Origin of the sequence: Fibrobacter sp. UBA3629 (genome assembly GCF_002374005.1) — a bacterium.
Taxonomy (GTDB): domain Bacteria; phylum Fibrobacterota; class Fibrobacteria; order Fibrobacterales; family Fibrobacteraceae; genus Fibrobacter.
On the sequence record NZ_DFLC01000004.1, the window covers coordinates 18,325 to 34,936 of the forward strand.

Consider the following 16,612-nt stretch of genomic DNA (forward strand, 5'->3'; position numbering starts at 1 on the left):
CTATCCTTCCAGCTTGTTCTTCAGGTAGTGCCTTGCGGTCCACGTGAAATATAATATGTCGGCGATTACAAGTGCGACGGCGCAGGTGAAAAATACCTGCTGGTGCATGCCGAAATGCCCCGCCATGGAGCCGCCCGCTAAAATGCCCGCCCCGATACCGATGTCCCAGCCGCTCAGGTACGTGCTGTTCGCGGTACCGCGCTGGTCGTGGCGGGCGAGGTTCACGCACATCGTCTGGTAGCCGGGGAAAATTAGCCCGAGGCTTGTACCGATGAGGAATGCCGATGCGAAGAAGGTGACAGGCGAGTGGCTGAAGGCGAGCAAAAAGTAGGCGACGATATTGAGCGTCATGCCGGTGCCTACCAGGTGAATCAGGTAGCCGCGGTCAATCAGGCGCCCGGTCATTACGCGGTTCAAGATGAGCCCTGCCGCGATGAGCGCATAGAACCAACCGGAACCTCCGATACCCAGTTCCTTCGCGTAGAGTGCGATGTAGTTCGTGACGGGCCCGTAGGCGAACCCCACGAAGATGAAGTTCACGAACTGCGGGATGGCGCGCGTGAGGAAGAACCGGTCGAGCGAAAGCGGTGCGTGCGGCTTTTTCTCCTTGCGGGGAACGTTCAAGGTCTGCACGAGAACGAGCCCGATGATGCAGAGCGCGATGGAAATGATAAACACGATGGTGTCGCCGAAGGCCTCGTACAGGAACATGCCCGTCATCGGGCCGGTCGCGAACGCGAGATTCACGCTAATCCCGAAATAACCGATGCCTTCCCCGCGGCGGCTTGCGGGGAGCGCGTCGATGGCCACCGTGTTGCTCGCGGTACTCGAAATCCCGAAGAAGAGACCGTGGGCAAAGCGCACTGCGGCAAGAATCGGCAAAAAGGCCACCGTCTTGTAGCCCAAGAAACATGCGGTGAACGCGAAGAACGTCCAGAAGTAAAGCGGCTTGCGGGAAAGCGTATCCACGAGGAAACCCGCGAAGGGCCTGCAGGCGAGTGCTCCGATGGTGTAGAGCGAGATGATGAACCCTGCAGTTGCGTTGTCGGTTTGGAACTTCTCGATAATGTAGAGCGGCAGAATCGGCAACAGCTGGTAAAAGCTGAAGAACAGCAAGAAGTTCGCGGCGGCGACCGTCACGAAGTTGCGTGTCCAGAGTGCTGGCTTTTGGGTTGCATCCGTCATATCAAATATCCCGGAGGCCAAAGATAGAAATTACTTCCCGAATAAAATCTTTCTTAAAAACGGCTGGTCCGGATTATTTCGTAAATCATTTGTCAAGGTCCGCCCACATCTCGTTCATATCCGTATAGCGCTTGGTCTTCGGGTCTGCTTCTAGTCGCTTTGCTTCTTCGATTGTGTCTAGGAGTTCGCCGGAACGTTTCGGGTATTTCACTTCAAAGGGGAGGCCTTGCTGTAGCACCACCTGCCGCAGGAACATAGAAATCGCCTGAGACATAGAAAGCCCCAGCCCCTCAAGGAGCTTGTTGGCCTGGCTGCTCAGCTCGGAGTCGATGCGGAAATTTTTAGCTATGGTGCTCATGAACATAAATATACCTCATTTTGATTGCAAAAGCAAGTGAATGATTGTGTATTCTTGCGAATGCTATCAGAGTTGTGCTTTCTGAAGTCTTTTATGCTACACATTTGTGCATTATAATATAATTTTAGGAGTGGGATTTGTCAATAGGCTTGAGTATTTTTTTGAGGAAAAGGTTATATTCAGATTAGAGGTATTTTATGGGACTTTTAGATTCGTTCTTAAATAAGCGTATTGGACCGGTATTCTTAAAAGAATCTAGTGACGCTGAAAATTTCATTGTGAAAATGAATTCGTTACTGGCGAATGCTACCGGTGGTATTAAAGAAAAAATTGAAGAACAAATAAAATATGCCGAAGCTGGTTTGCTTGGTGAAAAGCAGATTGCTTTTGAGTTGAAGAACAGTGGAATAGACATGTATGTTCTTCACGATATCTATCTTGAAAAGGGTGATTTGTCGGCGCAGATTGATTTTTTGCTGATTACAAGACGGCATCTCTATGTTATAGAATGTAAGAATCTATTTGGAAATATTGAAATTGATGCAAAAGGCAATTTTATTCGCCAATTACGCAAAATCAGCGCCACTTGAATGTTTTGAAAGAAGTCCGTCGAGAGGTGAAAACTGGTAGTTTTTTGGGCTTATCTGAAAAAATATTTGATAATACTTTTGCAGAAAATTATCAGTCAATTGTTGTCCTTGCGAATCCTAAGACGGTGTTGAACAATAAGAACGCGCCCAAAGAAATTAAGAGCAGGGTTATTCGTGCCGATCAGCTAGTAGCTTTTATCAAAGCGAAAGATGACGCTTCGAAGGATGTTTGTTGGACTGATGCTGATATGCGTGAAACGATTCAGTATTTCCTTGACAAGAGCCTTCCCAATAAATCGGATTATTCGAAAAAGTACGAAGAGATGCTTGCTGAATGCAAAACTCAAGAGGCAAAGCGCGTTCTAGAAAAGAAAACTGAATCTGCCGAAAAAGATGGGACGTCAAAGACTTGTCCTCGTTGTGGAAAAGCCTTGGTTTTGCGGATTGCTAAAAAAGGGGAGAACGCTGGCAACCAATTCTGGGGATGCAGCGGTTATCCAAAATGCAGGTTTATTGAAAAAGCGTGATTCACTCCTCAGGATGACGCTTCGAGCTATTTCCTCTCCAGCATCACGATGGTTTCGAGGTGCGGTGTTCTCGTACATATTGGCTCCGACAAGGGCGGTCAATGGGTACTTGCCTAGAATCCCAAAAGGATTAATTAGTTTTTTTTCTTGATTCCTTTGCTTGATTATATACTAAGAGCGGCCAAAATAAGCTGCCGGTATGTAAACGGCAAAATGCGTTTCTCTCTGTTACATACCAGAATGTGGAAAATTGCATTTTGGTATGTAATAACGGGACGTAAATCGGATTGGAAAGCGGGGAAACGGCCTAGTTGTATGCCTTGGAGTGCGAAATCTGCCTTGGTAGGGCTTTTTTAGTGGCAGGTTTACATACCAAATGTCCCCCAAAGGCTTTCTAGTATGTAAGGCCCAAAAAGCATTTTGCTCAATTACATACTAAAAGAGGTGGAAAGGCCTGTTTGGTATGTAATTTAGGAACAAAATATTGCCGAAAGCCCGCTATAGGCGATTGATTCGGCGTTCCACGCCTCAGGATGACGCTTTGCGTCACTTTCTCTCCAGCATCACGATGGTTTCGAGGTGCGGGGTGCCGGGGAACAGGTCGAGCGGCTGCACTTCGCGCACGCGGTAGCCGTAGCGTTCCCATTCCTTGAGCGAGGCGGGAATTTCGTCGGTGCCGCAGAACACGTGGCATACGCGGATTGGCTTTCTCATCGCGAGTGCGTGAATCACGCCCGGTTCGCAGCCCTTGCGCGGCGGGTCCAGCAGGATTTTTTCCGGTTCGTTCACGATCGGCCGCGGCAGTCGCGTCTGCACGAACATCTCGTCGATCTTGCCCGCGATAAAGCGGTAGTTTTTCTTCAGGTGCTTTGCGGAAGCCTTCGCGCAGTCGATGGACGGGCCTTCCCATTCCACGCCCAGAACGTCCTTGGCGGCTTCGCCGAGCGCAAAACTGAACAGGCCGTAACCGCAGTACAAATCCAGGAAGTGGTCTTCCTTGCCGAGGCTGAGCATGCGGCTCGCCGCCTTGATGAGGTTGTGAATCTGGCTTTCGTTAATTTGGCTGAATCCCGTGACGGGGTAACGCAGGCTAAAGTGCCCGAGATTCAGGCTAAGTTCGCGCGGGCCGTAGAGTTGCTTGAAGTTCAGGCCTTCGGTGGGGCGCTTGGCTTCGAGGTAGTAATCCGATTCGGTCGTGTCCACGTAGGCATGCGCCGCGGTCACGTGGAAGGGCGATTTTTGCAGTGCGTCGGCAATCAGCTTGAGCTTGCGCACGATGCTCGCGTCAATCTTCTTGATGTTGAAAATCACCACGCGGTACTGGTACGTGCCGCGGATAATTATCCAGTTGAGCGCGTAGGCGAGCGGCTTGTACGCGGGCGTAATCAGCTTCTCGAACAGGAAGTCGTAAATCTTGTTGTGTTCCTCGGGCTCGAGCATGGATTCCTGGCGGTCAAACTGCAGATTGCCCGGCTGCATGTACACGCGGCGCTTGCTCGTGGTGCGGTACCCGCGGGGCATGGGGCTTGCAATTATCTTCTGCGGGTTGCCGGCAAGGCGGTTCACGTCCCAGAATTCCTGGATGGCGTCGTTCTTGACCTTCAGCTCGTCCCTGTAGTCAAGCATGGCGAGCGATTCGCCGTGGAGGGAGTCGGCCTCCTTGGTGTAGCCCGGAATCTGGTGTGCGATGGCTTGTTCGAAAAACATGATTGCCTCCATGTCGGCCGTTTTTACAGGGGCAAATTTAGAAAAAATAGAATCCCTAATCATCGTCTTTTCGGCAACGGACGGGGCGCCCGGTATTCTTACTATTACCATGGATAAAATATTTATGGAGACATTTCCTGTACTCGGCTTGCTGCTCCTCTTGCACCTCTTGTTTGGGCTCCTCTAGCTTGGATCGACAGGCCCATGATATCGGATAGGCTTCCACGGCGTAATAGAGAGTATCGCCCGTTAATGCTGATTTGATGGACTCTTCAGTGCTGCTCCAAAAACTCACTAAATCTCTGAAAACCGCGTCATAAAAGTCACCTATTGCATTTTGGCATCGAACATCGACATCGCAGTCAGTGGTATCTTGTGGATACGCTTTGGCGATGTCTTCCCGCCGGATTATCTGGAATTCCGCGTAAAGGTCTGGTGTTATGAGTGATTTGATTAGGGAAACAAATTCTTCTTCGTTGGGCACGTGCCATCCATCAGGACAAATCCCCTGCACCACGTCAGGTAACTTACCCCTGCAACTGTTGTTTTCGCCACAGTCCAACGGGTTATCCACATCGGTTGCGAATTTTACGGAATCGATCGCTGCAGTCCATTTGTAAAAGCAGCCGAACGCGTAATCACTTCTGCACCCAAATTTGCCCCTCATGCTCGGATAGCTTACGGAATCTTTGTAGGCAAGGTTCTCGGCCATCCATATCTGCGAGTTTATTTCGATGGTTCTGTAAACATGCCCGTCCCGAGGGTCGGTCATGGATCCGACCAAATCCTTTGGCGTCTTCCATTTGCCTGACCTGCAGATAAAATAGCGGTCGTAATTGCGTATATTGTCGTGGAAATCTATCTGGGAGGAATCCTCGAGAATGTTGATTACCCGGACGGTATCTTCGAGAGCCTTGACGCATCGGCCCAATTCCTTTTCGGTGGGCGAGAGCGGGCGCCAAATGGTCTCGTCAAAAATATAGAGGCTGTCGGTGATATCACCCTTCTTTATCGCCCCATCGGTAGTATCCTTCCAGCCGTAGGTATCCTTCTCGAAGTCGTTCGCTATGTTCCATACGCCACTTCTGCATATAAAGTATACGGCGGCGTTTTTGCTCTTCTTGTTTGCGTTTTTCTGTACTTCGCCTTCACGCTTTGCGTTGCAGCTGCCGAGCCTAAAGTTATTGTACCAGAAGTTGTTTACGTACTTTTCGAATGCGGGGATGTCGGCCGATATTTCCCAACCGGCGATGTTTTTGCCGATGGCCTTGAGGCTGTCGTTCTTGTTTGTTTCGAAGGCCCAGTCCGCAATGACGGTTGCAGCCGCGCTGTCATTCCAGGAGCCGTCTTCTTCAATGTCAGATGCGTAGTTGGCCAGGCGCTCGCTGAAGTCGGCTTCATCAAGGTCTCCCTGCATCAGCACGCTAATTGCGAGGAGCGCGGCGCTGCCGTCGCTCTCCCCGAAAATGTTCAGGTCTTCGGAGTTGGCGAATTCACCCTCGATTCCGAACGATGCCAGTACTTCCCGCTCTGCCCGTTCCTTTGCGGTGGCGACATCCATGGAATCGGTCGCTGCCAGGTAGACGGAGCGCTCGTATTCCAGGTGCGTAAGCAGGTTTACGTTCGCCACCTCGCGTTTACTCAGATCTATAATGGCGTAAAGGGTAATCGGCGATTGCGATTTTTTGCCGGAGACTTCGTTCCGGTAGAACCCGTTTGCCTTCAGGAGCGCAAATGGGGATGCCTGCTTCGCGACCTTTACCGAGAATTCGCCCTTGTCGTTCTTTGTCTTGCCCTCGTAGCTGTTGCCTGTCTGGGAAAGAGTCTTTTCGTCGAGCTCCTGTATCGTGATGCTGGAGCCGTGCAGGAACGGCCCCTTTTGCGTTACGCCCGAGATAGTCTTGTCGGTGATGGCGATGACTTCCTGGTCCTCGACGGAACCGCCGGCCGATTTTTCGGCGTTGCTACAGGCAGCAAGGAAGTATGCGGGTAGGAATGCCGTGGCGAGAATTGTGCAGAGTCTATTCATCTTTTACTCCCTTGCTGGAGGGTGGATCCTGTATAAAACCTTCTTTGTGCATGTCGCTTAGCGGGAACAGCTGCATGTTCAGGCGGTAAACTTCTTCGGTCCTTGCGCTCTCGGTAGCGATTGCCACGATGCGTCTGCGGCACTCGGCCAGCTCCTCTACAATCTGGTCGTACGCCTCGCGGGTGATGCCCAGCGTGAGGCCCGTGATGTTGCGGCCCTGTGCGGGGTCGTTCTTGAGTGCGTCTGTGGCGAGTTCCGCCATTTGCACCTGCAGGTCGTGCGCGATTGCCTTCTGCACGGTCTTGCGCGCGCTGTTGCCGTCTGCCTTTCCCATGCGGAGCGAACGGTCGACCTGCCGGTAGTTCCCTTGCGCGTCCTGGGTGAGGTAGCCCGCCTCCTGCAGGAATTCCAGAATCTCGCGGACTTCGCCAGTTTTTACGCGGTAGCGGGTGGCCTTCGAAATCTCCTTCGGGTTCGCGCCGTCCATGCAGGGCGCAAGTTCGCGGATAAGCGAGTTCTTCCAGGACTTGAAAAACTGGTATTCCTCCGCGGTAATCGGCTTTACCTTGTGGACGCGCGCCAGTTCGGCGATGCTCTCGAGAATTTCTTTCTTGTCGCTTTCACTTTTCGCGTTATCCAGGGCCACCAGCTTACAGAAGAACGTGGATTCGAATCCGGCGAGCCCCATGGCTTGTGCCACCTGCGGAGCCGTGCGTTCGCCCAGGTTTTTCTTGCCTTCGCAGACGTATTGCAAGAATACGGGGGACTTGATGCCGGCGCTCTCGGCAAAGGAGGCCCACGAGAGGGCCTTGCGGGCCTTCTGCTCTTCGTAGAAATCTCGGATGCATTCCCGGTAACTGATGTACTCGATGACGGGTCTCATGGTTTCAAATATACACTGTGAAAAGTTATTTTGCAATAGTTAGAATATAAAAAACTTTAAAATTTTTAGAAAATCACAATATTGTCCATATTTTGATAAAAATTTCTATTAAATTGGAATATATATCGCTGCGAAGGCTGGCTTTGGAAACAAAAAAAGACCCCTCGAACGAGGGGTCTAAGAGCGGCGGACCGGGATCGAACCGGCAACCATTAGCTTGGAAGGCTAAGGCTCTACCATTGAGCTACCGCCGCGAGCAAGTCCAATTATACAAAAATCGGGCATTTTTTAAAGGGTTTTGTCGAAAGATATTTGAAATTTACATAAAACTTGCTAAATTTTCGCCCACATTAACAATCATACCCAAGGAGTATACTTGTTCCCTAATCCGCGCGATCGCCGCATGCCCAACCGTCCCAGCGATGGGACCCGTACCAACGAAGATATCCATATCTCCCCGATTCGTCTTGTGAAGGAAGATGGCGAGGCCATTATTATCGAGACGAGCAAGGCATTGCAGATGGCAAAGGACGCCGGACTGGACCTGGTGGAAGTGTCTCCGAATGCAAAACCGCCCGTATGCCGCATCATCAACTACGGCAAGTACAAGTTCGAGCAGGTCAAGAAGGCCAAGGCCGCTAAGGCCAAGCAGCACGTGGTGAAGCTGAAAGAAATCAAGATGCACCCGAAGACTGCCGAGAACGACTACCAGTACAGGATCAAGCAGGCGGCCGAGTTCTTGCAGGACGGTATGAAGGTCAAGCTTATCATGCAGTTCCGTGGGCGCGAGATGGCGCACATGGACTACGGCAAGCGCCTGATGGAACGCGCCAAGGAAGACCTGGCTCCATTCGGCGATTTGGAAATGGACTCCAGGGTGGAAGGCAACACAATGCTTTCTATCTACGGTCCTAAACGTGGTGCGGGTTCTGCCAAAAAGCAGGACCAGGCGCCAAAGCCCGCAACCGAGCCAAAGGCAGCAGGTGAGGCTTCAACTTAATAACCGAAGAGGTAAAAATGCCTAAGATGAAAACACACAGCGGTGCTAAGAAGCGCTTCCGCGTGACGGGTTCCGGCCACGTCAAGTTCAAGCGCGCTGGTATGCGCCACATTCAAGCCAAGATGACCACTAAGCGTAAGCGCAACCTTCGTAAGGGTGCACTCGTCAAGAAGGTCGATACCTATCACGTCAAGCGTCTGCTTGTAGTAGCATAAGGAGAGTAAGAATGCCACGCGCTAAAACCAGAGTTCCTTCCCGCGAACGCCGCAAAAACATCCTCAAGGCCGCCAAGGGTTTCTATGGCCGTCGCAAGTCGAACCTTCGCCTTGCCATTGACGCCGTAGCCCACGCCGGTCAGTATGCCTACGCCCACCGCCGTGACAAGAAGGGTGACTTCCGCTCTCTGTGGATCACTCGCTTGAACGCAGCAGTCCGCGAACATGGCATCAGCTACAGCCAGTTTATCTTCAAGCTTTCCAAGTCGGGCATCCAGCTGAACCGCAAGGTCCTCGCTGACATGGCCGTCGCCGATCCTGAAGCTTTCGCCAAGGTCGTGGAAGTCGTGAAGGCTGCCTAATAGCTGCATCTTTACGCGAGAAATTCGCCCTGCTCCTAACCGAGCGGGGCGTTTTTTTAGTGCCGGAACATTTCCCTTTGCAGGAGCTTCATCTGGTTTTTCAGCTGGGTCCATTCCGCGTTCCACTGTTGTTGCAGCAGGGCGCACTTTTTTTCGAGCCTTTCGATGACGATGGCCTGCGCCGCGGCTGGGCCGGCGAATTGCGGGTGGGCGGAGGCGACAATCTGGTAACAGCGCGTGGCGGTTTGCTTATATTGGTTCATCAGCGTGGCGATGTTTCGTATCCTAACGGCTGCGCTGTTGCTTAGCAGGCGACTGCTCCGTTGCCAGAGAATCTCTATCTTGTCTATCAGGTTCCCGAAAAAGAGCACGGAACTTTGGGCGTTTTCCGTTTTCAGCTGCACGGCGAGGATTGACGAGGCGTATTGGTCTGCTTCCAGGATGCAGCCTGCGAACGCTTCCAGTTCTTGAAACAATATCCATGCGGATTGTCGCTTGTTGCAGTCCTGCTCGAATTCCTTTAGGAGCTTGTCCCTTTGCTGGTCGTGGCTTTGCTGGTCTTTTGCCAGCTTTTTCCTCATGCGCCAAATCAATAGCCCGGCGACAATTCCTCCTGCCACCGCTCCGACGAGCGCCGCCGAAAAAAGATTCCATATGATTTCGTTCGTAGCCAAAAAAGCTTGCATTCCATAACGCCAAATTGTTAATTTGGTCGCAAATATAGATAAAGGTAAATTCCGGTGTCAATTCTTTTGGAGGCTATAACAAAAAGGTATTTGTTTGTAAGAATCTTGACATCTGTTTTTAATGCCGTGTCTGGATGTCCTGGCCCAAATCTAATCCCGGAATCTGAATTTCCAGTTCCCTGGCCTGTGCCATGCGCTTTTTCGCGAATTCCGTTGCGATGTCGGAATCCGCGTTCATGATGCGGTGGTTTGCCATCTTCATGAATTTTTCGACGCGGGCGATGTCTGCTCGGGTCCTTTCGCTGCAGTAGGTTTCTGCCATGCGTTCGAAGATATATTCTTCTGCGGCTTTGGACAGGTGGATCATGTCATCGGCATAAAAGCGGTAGTCGCGCAGTTCGTCCATCACGATTTCGTAACTCGGGAAGTAACTGACTGAATTCGCGGACGCCTGCATGCCGGCTATTGCCTTTTCTACCGCGAGTTGCAGCGTCGCCTTCGAAAGGGTGTTGCCGTGCGCGCCGTCGCCCGTGTGCCTGAGCGGCGATACGGTTAATACGATATGCGGGTTGCGCCCCGCAATCGTGCGTAAACTCACGACAATCCCGCGAATCGATTCTGCCGCTTCTTCTACCGTAATCATCCTGTGTTCGAAGATGCGCGGGTCCTGCCGGTGGCAGTTTGAGACTGCGCAGCCGCGGATGTTCCCGCTACCTGAGAGGGCGTCCTTGAGGAAGTACACGAGCGCGGTGCCGAGCGTGATAAATACGACATCGGCCTTTTGCAGAAACTCGCGCGTGCGGGTTGCGGCCTCGTTCATCTTCGCGATGCATTCTTCGCGTGTCGCGCCCGAGAGCGAACCGTGCGCATCCCAGCTGTGCCAAAGCTTGTCGCTACGGGTGTCCTGGAAAACATCCCCTTCTCCGAAAACTTTTCCTTCGGCGATGGCCTTGATTTGCCGCTCGATGGATGCCGGGTTGTAGACTGTCCCGAACGGGTTCGCGAATACGTCAAACTTGCGTGCCGCAAACTGTGCCGATATTTTGTCTGCGAAGCACGACCCGAAAAAAGCCAAGTGGCTCGTGTAGTCGATGTTGAAGCTTGCTGCGGGGGTGTCTACTTTGGTGAAGAAGTCCATGGTGATAATATAGTCATTAGTCGCGGGATGCCCGGTGACCCGGAATAGATCGCGAATATAAAATGAAATATATTGTGTAAAAATGCATATTTTTGTTTGATTTTAAAAATTTGCTTAATTTTTGCGTAAAAATGCAAAAAAATATTGTAAAACTATTGACTTTTTTAGAAATGGAGTGTATATTTGGATTATGACGGCAATTGCGGCTGAAAACGGAGCGATTGCTGCCAGTTAGGAGGAATACATGAAGGATATACTTGAATACACGGACTACCGCCTGTATATTGCGGACTATTACGCCGACAGAAAGGCAAAATCCGCGTTCACCTGGCCGGAGTTCGCGAATGCGGCGGGGTTCTCTTCGCCGGTCTACCTGAAATACGTAAGCGAGGGACGCTACAACTTGAGTGACGAGGCAGCAGTTCGCGTTGCACAGGCGATGAAGCTTGCGGATTTCGAACAGGGATATTTTTGCGAGATGGTCAAGTTCGACCATGCGAAGAATGACGCCGAGAAAAAGGCCGCGTTCAACAGGATGCTCGCGATTGCCGATGCCCACAAGGCGAAAATTTTGGAGGGGGATTCCTTCCGCTTCTTCAGTGACTGGAAGAATCCGGTCATCCGCGAACTTGCTCCCGCCATGCCGGGGGCCAAGCCCTTGGCACTTGCGCATGCATGCCGCCCGAAGGTAAGTGCCGCCGAGGTGAGCGAGACTCTCAAGTTCCTCGTGAGCGCGGATCTGCTCCGGAAAGACGAAGACGGAAATTACCTGCAAACCGAGAAGTCCGTGACGACGGGCCCGATGAATGCGATTCCGGTTGCCGTGCGTGGACTGCACCGCCAGATGGGTGAAATCGCTCTCGAGGCCATCGAGGGCGTGTCTCAGGACAATCGGAACTTTTCGGGCCTCACGCTCGGTGTCACGCGCGGCGCCTACGAAGAAATTGTCAAGGAAATCGCGGAATTCCGCAAGAGGGTTGTCGCGATTGCTACGCGGGATGACGAAACGGATGAAGTCTATCGTATGAACATCCAGTTCTTCCCGATGACGAATAAAGGTTTAAATAAAAAAGGTTAGGAGGATACCATGAATTACGTAAAAATGAGCAGAAAGTTTGTCTGCAGCGTGGCGATGCCGCTCGCCTTGATGTTCGCGGCATGCTCCGGCGACAAGCCGACGGCGGGTGGTTCTGCCGAAGAGACGGGAATCTATGCTTTCGAGGGTCGGTGTCTGGCCGTGCGGCGCGTCTTGCGCAGATGCCTGAAAATACGGATTTGCTCGAATGGACTAGTGGCGCCGAAGATGGCGCTGTCATTAGGTTGTCTGAACTGGATTCGGTGACCCTGGATACGACGGGCACGTTCTATTACACTCTCTGTATGAACTCGTCGGGAGAATTCAGTTTTGACAGCGTCGCGCTGCGTAGTCCGTATGTGATGCTTGAGCTTGCCCCGTATGTGGAAAGCGAATGGTGGCAATGGGATGGAAACTGGTCGTTTGCAGAATATGATTCGCTCGGCGAGCGCTACACGGTTACGTATAGCGTAATTGTGGACTTGCGGAAAGCGAAAAATATCGACATCAACGTGATGACTTATCTAGAATCATCGCGCATACGGAACCTGGTAAATCAGGGTAAGACATTTGAAACTGCGAAACAGCAGGCAGATGGCGAAATCCTTGAGACGCTCGGCATGTATGGAGAACCGTTTGTGTTCGACAAGAGTGATTATGTCGAAAGTCGGAATAGTCTGATCGCCATGAATTTCCTGAGTGACTTTATGTGGGATTGGAACTGCGTTGCGCCCCCGTCCGAAATGGCAAATGCCTTTGCGGCGACGGGGACGCTCTCCCAGGTCGATTCGGTGCGCGACTTTTTCGCGAACGAGATTTACAACTGGAGTAAGTATGGCCGAACGAGCGATAGCGAGGGGGCTCTCCTGGGTGAATTTATGGCTGGCCTTTATGAACTGGGTGAATGTACCGAAGAACGCGAAGGCTTTATGGAGCGGGTGACAGTCAACGATGCCGATATGAATATTTCCTGTGGTTCTGGCAGATGGACATACAAGAAAATTTTTATGCAATCGAACGCTGTGAATGCGGCCTTTGACGTGATGACGGATGCTCGTGACGGGCGGACGTACAAGACTGTTACCTATAGCCTCAAGTATGAAGACCAGACTTGGCTGGCGGAAGATCTTGTCTTCAATTCTACTGACGGGCTCTACGCCTTGGCCCAGGCGTTTGACTTGCCGGATTCTGTTGTGATGCTTACGCCCGAAGAATGCAGAGAAACGTATGACAATCATGCCTATTGCGATGCGGTTGGTATAAGCGACTACGCCATAGACTATAAACGGCTTGGCCAGGCGATAGATTCTGTCATGGCCGCGACGGGGACATCCCAGTATCGGGGAATATGTCCGGAGGGGTGGCATCTCCCGTGGGGTGATGAATGGAGCAATCTGTTGGAATGGATAAACGAAAAATTGGGTGAAGAAGACAGGGACTATATGTGGGGTGACGACTATTTGGCGAGGGCCGGATTCGAGGGAACCTATTCTGGAGAAAAAAGAGAATATGTGGTCAGGCTTGATTCTCGCTATGACGATTACTATAGGGAATGGGAATATGAAAAGGATGAAAAATGGGCGACCTTGATAAGCTTCGGAGTAGGCGGCTGGAATATCATGTCGAATTCTCCGGATCGTTCGTTCCGAGTCCGTTGCGTGAAGGACTAGGCACTCTCTTGTTAGGAGGAAAGGGGAGGAGAACAGGAAGGCAGGCGAAAGCCCGCCTTTTTGTGTTATATATCACGCGCGGGTGTCGTTTTGGGGCGAAATGCGTTCCAAGTTGGAATAAAAATGGGGTCGCAATCGGGCCTGCCCTATACTATATTGAATAAGATGTTCCCATTATTTCTACTAGTTGCATTCCTCGTGCCTGCCGCCTTCGCACAGGACGTGTTCATTACCGTCGACCAGTTCGGGTACCGCCCCGATGCAAAGAAGGTCGCCGTATTGCGTAGCCCCGAGGTGGGGTATGACGCTTCGCTCTCGTACACTCCGGGCGATGTGATGGAAGTCGTGGACAGCGCAACTGCACAGGTCGTTTTCTCCGACGCTCCGGTCGCCTTCCAGGAAGGTGCAATCGATACTGCGTCGGGCGATAAAATCTGGTGGTTCGACTTCTCGCAGCTCAATACGCCGGGTACTTACTTTATCCGTGACAAGGCGGATAACCTGAAGCAGTCTTTTTACTTCCGCATCCGGGACGACGTGTACAACGATATCTTGAAGGCGGCAATGCGCATGATGTTCTACCAGCGCGTAGGCATGGCGAAAGAGGAAAAGTATGCGGGCAAGGACTGGGCCGATGCCGTGAACCACGCACAGGACAAGGCCGCCCGCCTGTTCACCGACAGCACGAATGCCGCGACGGAACGTGACGTGAGCGGCGGGTGGTTCGATGCGGGCGACTTCAACAAGTACACCATCTGGAACGGCAACTACATCGAGACGCTCCTGCGCGCCTACATGGACGTGCCCCGTGCATTTACCGACGATTACAATATTCCCGAATCGGGTAACGGGATTCCCGATATTCTCGACGAGGTGAAATGGGGTATGGATCACCTGCTCCGCATGCAGAATGCTGATGGCTCGGTGCTCTCGGTGGTTGACGAGGACCACGTATCGCCCCCTTCGGCGGCGACGGGCCGCAGTTACTACGGCGCCCCCAACGCGATGTCCGCCTATTCTGCGGCGAAGGCGTTCGCGCTCGGTTCCATAGTTGCACAAAAGCGCGGGAACACCGAATACGCGGCGACGCTCAAGGATGCCGCCCAGCGTGCCTACAAGTGGGCCGAGGCTCACCCCGATTCCATGTTCTACAACAACAAGGCGGAATACGGCACCAAGGACCTTGCGGCGGGCCAGCAGGAAATCGATACCAGCTACACGACGGGTGCACGCTTCGCGGTGAAGGTGGCTTCGGACTTCGCGATGTACGAACTCACCGGCGATGCGAAATACCTCGGGCGTTTCGAGGCGACTCCCGATAGTTTACCCCTGATGCGGCAGTACGGCAGTTGGGCACTTGACCAGTACCGCGTTGCGCACGACCTGCTCTACCTGCAGTACCTGGGCTACAAGGATGCGGATGCCGACGTGAAGGGAATCGTGCAGGAGCGCTTCGTCTCGATTTTTGGACAAAGTAAATATATCGCGGCGGGCCTGGAGCACGACGGGTATCGTTCCTATATCCGCGACTACAACTGGGGCTCCAATTCGGCGAAGGCTTCGAGCGGGCTTTTGTTCGGCAAGATGGCGGCCTACGAAGGCGCGACTTCTGCAGAGGCGCTCACATGGCGCGATGCCGCGGAAGAATACCTGCACTACCTGCATGGCGTGAATCCGTTCGGTGTGGTCTACCTCTCGAATATGGGTGGCTACGGCGCAAGCAAGAGCGTCACGAAGTTCTATCACGGATGGTTTACAGGTGATAATCCCGCTCCGGGCTACGTGACGGGTGGCGCGAACTCCCGCTATGCGTGGGCAGACTGCTGCAAGCAATACGATGCCGACAATAGCGCTAAGGGCTGCGGGAGCGCGAGCAACAATGCGCTGTGCTATGCGGTCTCGCTCCCGGTCGGGGAGCCGCACGCGAAGATGTATGCGAACATCAACGAGGGCTGGCCCATCGATTCCTGGGAACTCACGGAACCCTCTCTCGGGTACCAGACGGCGTATATCCGGCTCATCTCGCGATTCGTGAAGCAGAAGGGCGTGGATATCGGAGAAAAGTTCGGAAGCGACTCGACGGATGCCGTGAAGCCTGTCTCCGCGCCGGCACTGAGCCTGAATGTAGTGCTCGCGGGCAATAGCCTTGAGGTCGTGAGCTCGGGCGACATTCGCGAAATCCGCCTGTTCGACGTGAACAACCGCGAAACCCTGCGCTGGAATGGGAATGCCCGCCGCGTTTCGCTGGATATTTCCACGCTGAAGCCGGGAGTGTATGCCGTGAGGGCGGTTTCGGGCGCAAAAACGGTGACTCGCCTGGTACTCAGGCGGTAGCCGCGCCGAAATATTGTATCTTTATGGGACATGTTCCGCTTGTGAACGAAGGAATTGATTATGAAACCTGGTAAGACCGAACTTCGCCTGAACGCTGAAATCGAGAAACGCGGTGCGCTTTTTGCCGTACTGCTCGACCCCGATACATCCGACGAGGCCGCGTTCGTGAAGGCGGGCGCGATGGCCGCGGAGAACGGTGCCGACCTGCTCCTGGTGGGCGGTTCTTATCTGGGTAACTTCACGCTCCCTAAGCAGGTGGCGGCCCTCAAGGCCAACGTGGACCTGCCCGTGGTTCTTTTCCCGGGTGGCGCTTCGCAGGTGGTTCCCGGTTTCGACGCGATGCTCTTCATGACCCTCGTGAGCGGTCGTAACCCGAACTACCTGATTGACGAGCAGGTGCGCGGTGGCGCGCTCGTGCGTGCACTCAACATGGAAGCCATCCCGACGGCATACCAGCTCATCAACAGCGGCAAGCGTACCACCGTGGAATACATCAGCGGGACCATGCCTGTGCCCGCGAACAAGCCCAAGCTCAGCATGGTGAACTCCATCGCGGCAGAACTCATGGGCATGCGCTACGTGTACCTGGAAGCGGGCAGCGGCGCCGAGGAGCCCGTACCCGTGGAACACATCGCCTACACCCGCAAGGCGACCGAGATGACCATCATTACCGGCGGTGGAATCAAGGACCCGCAGACTGCGGCAGTTCGCGTGGCCGCAGGCGCGAATATCATTGTGACCGGCACGCTGTGGGAAAAGGTCGAAGACCCGAAGTTGTTGAAAGAATTCGCCTCGGCGATTCACGTGAAGGGCTAAAAACTTCGCAATACCTGAAATTCGTCGCAAAATCGAC

General features: G+C 52.9%; 16 protein-coding genes and 1 tRNA gene. 9 read left to right on the forward strand and 8 right to left on the reverse strand.

What is annotated here, in order from left to right; translation table 11 throughout:
* Together B2310_RS00540 and B2310_RS00545 are read right to left on the reverse strand one after the other, a co-directional pair.
* A complete protein-coding gene (locus tag B2310_RS00540; protein WP_290725073.1) occupies nucleotides 1-1,185 on the reverse strand; it encodes an MFS transporter in 1,185 nt (394 codons plus the stop codon).
* 85 nt (nucleotides 1,186-1,270) lie between these two features.
* The gene (locus B2310_RS00545) at nucleotides 1,271-1,543 is read right to left on the reverse strand and encodes a type II toxin-antitoxin system RelB/DinJ family antitoxin (RefSeq protein ID WP_290725075.1); all 273 of its coding nucleotides are present in this window, start codon (nucleotides 1,541-1,543) and stop codon (nucleotides 1,271-1,273) included.
* Nucleotides 1,544-1,740: 197 nt separating this feature from the next.
* On the opposite strand from B2310_RS00545, the gene B2310_RS00550 reads away from it, so the two are divergent.
* The gene (locus B2310_RS00550; RefSeq protein WP_290727906.1) at nucleotides 1,741-2,133 is read left to right on the forward strand and encodes a nuclease-related domain-containing protein; all 393 of its coding nucleotides are present in this window, start codon (nucleotides 1,741-1,743) and stop codon (nucleotides 2,131-2,133) included.
* 5 nt (nucleotides 2,134-2,138) lie between these two features.
* Nucleotides 2,139-2,660, forward strand: coding sequence for a topoisomerase DNA-binding C4 zinc finger domain-containing protein (locus B2310_RS00555; RefSeq protein WP_290727908.1), 522 nt, complete (start codon nucleotides 2,139-2,141; stop codon nucleotides 2,658-2,660).
* 546 nt (nucleotides 2,661-3,206) lie between these two features.
* On the opposite strand, the gene B2310_RS00560 is transcribed toward B2310_RS00555, so the two are convergent.
* The 4 genes from B2310_RS00560 to B2310_RS00575 all read right to left on the reverse strand — a co-directional run bounded on the left by B2310_RS00560 (nucleotide 3,207) and on the right by B2310_RS00575 (nucleotide 7,533).
* Entirely contained in the window at nucleotides 3,207-4,367 is a 1,161-nt protein-coding gene (locus B2310_RS00560; RefSeq protein ID WP_290727910.1) for a class I SAM-dependent RNA methyltransferase, read from the reverse strand.
* 55 nt (nucleotides 4,368-4,422) lie between these two features.
* Nucleotides 4,423-6,396: an FISUMP domain-containing protein gene (locus B2310_RS00565; protein WP_290727912.1), complete on the reverse strand. Its 1,974-nt coding sequence runs from the start codon at nucleotides 6,394-6,396 to the stop codon at nucleotides 4,423-4,425.
* Complete coding sequence (locus B2310_RS00570; protein WP_290727914.1) at nucleotides 6,389-7,279, reverse strand: TIGR02147 family protein; 891 nt, start codon at nucleotides 7,277-7,279, stop codon at nucleotides 6,389-6,391. The genes B2310_RS00565 and B2310_RS00570 overlap by 8 nt, the downstream gene beginning before the upstream one ends.
* A gap of 182 nt (nucleotides 7,280-7,461) precedes the next feature.
* Nucleotides 7,462-7,533 (reverse strand) — tRNA-Gly (locus tag B2310_RS00575).
* A 122-nt stretch (nucleotides 7,534-7,655) separates the two neighbouring features.
* Between B2310_RS00575 and infC the strand changes: the two genes are divergently transcribed.
* The 3 genes from infC to rplT are packed head-to-tail and all read left to right on the forward strand — an operon-like array spanning nucleotide 7,656 to nucleotide 8,856.
* Entirely contained in the window at nucleotides 7,656-8,279 is a 624-nt protein-coding gene (gene infC, locus B2310_RS00580; protein WP_290725086.1) for a translation initiation factor IF-3, read from the forward strand.
* A 17-nt stretch (nucleotides 8,280-8,296) separates the two neighbouring features.
* The gene (rpmI, locus tag B2310_RS00585; RefSeq protein WP_072812865.1) at nucleotides 8,297-8,494 is read left to right on the forward strand and encodes a 50S ribosomal protein L35; all 198 of its coding nucleotides are present in this window, start codon (nucleotides 8,297-8,299) and stop codon (nucleotides 8,492-8,494) included.
* A gap of 11 nt (nucleotides 8,495-8,505) precedes the next feature.
* Nucleotides 8,506-8,856, forward strand: a complete 351-nt coding sequence (gene rplT, locus B2310_RS00590; RefSeq protein WP_173365268.1) for a 50S ribosomal protein L20 — start codon at nucleotides 8,506-8,508, stop codon at nucleotides 8,854-8,856.
* A gap of 56 nt (nucleotides 8,857-8,912) precedes the next feature.
* Here rplT and B2310_RS00595 read toward each other — a convergent pair whose 3' ends face one another.
* Nucleotides 8,913-9,530: a hypothetical protein gene (locus B2310_RS00595; RefSeq protein WP_290727916.1), complete on the reverse strand. Its 618-nt coding sequence runs from the start codon at nucleotides 9,528-9,530 to the stop codon at nucleotides 8,913-8,915.
* Nucleotides 9,531-9,660: 130 nt separating this feature from the next.
* Nucleotides 9,661-10,680: a GSCFA domain-containing protein gene (locus B2310_RS00600; protein WP_290727918.1), complete on the reverse strand. Its 1,020-nt coding sequence runs from the start codon at nucleotides 10,678-10,680 to the stop codon at nucleotides 9,661-9,663.
* Nucleotides 10,681-10,924: 244 nt separating this feature from the next.
* Between B2310_RS00600 and B2310_RS00605 the strand changes: the two genes are divergently transcribed.
* The 4 genes from B2310_RS00605 (at nucleotide 10,925) to B2310_RS00620 (ending at nucleotide 16,575) form a co-directional block, all read left to right on the forward strand.
* Complete coding sequence (locus B2310_RS00605; RefSeq protein ID WP_290727920.1) at nucleotides 10,925-11,758, forward strand: TIGR02147 family protein; 834 nt, start codon at nucleotides 10,925-10,927, stop codon at nucleotides 11,756-11,758.
* A 179-nt stretch (nucleotides 11,759-11,937) separates the two neighbouring features.
* Nucleotides 11,938-13,425, forward strand: coding sequence for an FISUMP domain-containing protein (locus B2310_RS00610; RefSeq protein ID WP_290727922.1), 1,488 nt, complete (start codon nucleotides 11,938-11,940; stop codon nucleotides 13,423-13,425).
* Between the two features lie 165 nt (nucleotides 13,426-13,590).
* Nucleotides 13,591-15,759 carry a glycoside hydrolase family 9 protein gene (locus tag B2310_RS00615; protein WP_290727924.1) on the forward strand — a complete coding sequence of 723 codons (2,169 nt, stop codon included), beginning with the start codon at nucleotides 13,591-13,593 and terminating at the stop codon, nucleotides 15,757-15,759.
* A gap of 60 nt (nucleotides 15,760-15,819) precedes the next feature.
* On the forward strand, nucleotides 15,820-16,575 hold the full coding sequence (locus B2310_RS00620) for a geranylgeranylglyceryl/heptaprenylglyceryl phosphate synthase (protein ID WP_173382160.1): 756 nt from the start codon (nucleotides 15,820-15,822) through the stop codon (nucleotides 16,573-16,575).
* Nucleotides 16,576-16,612 lie beyond the last annotated feature (37 nt).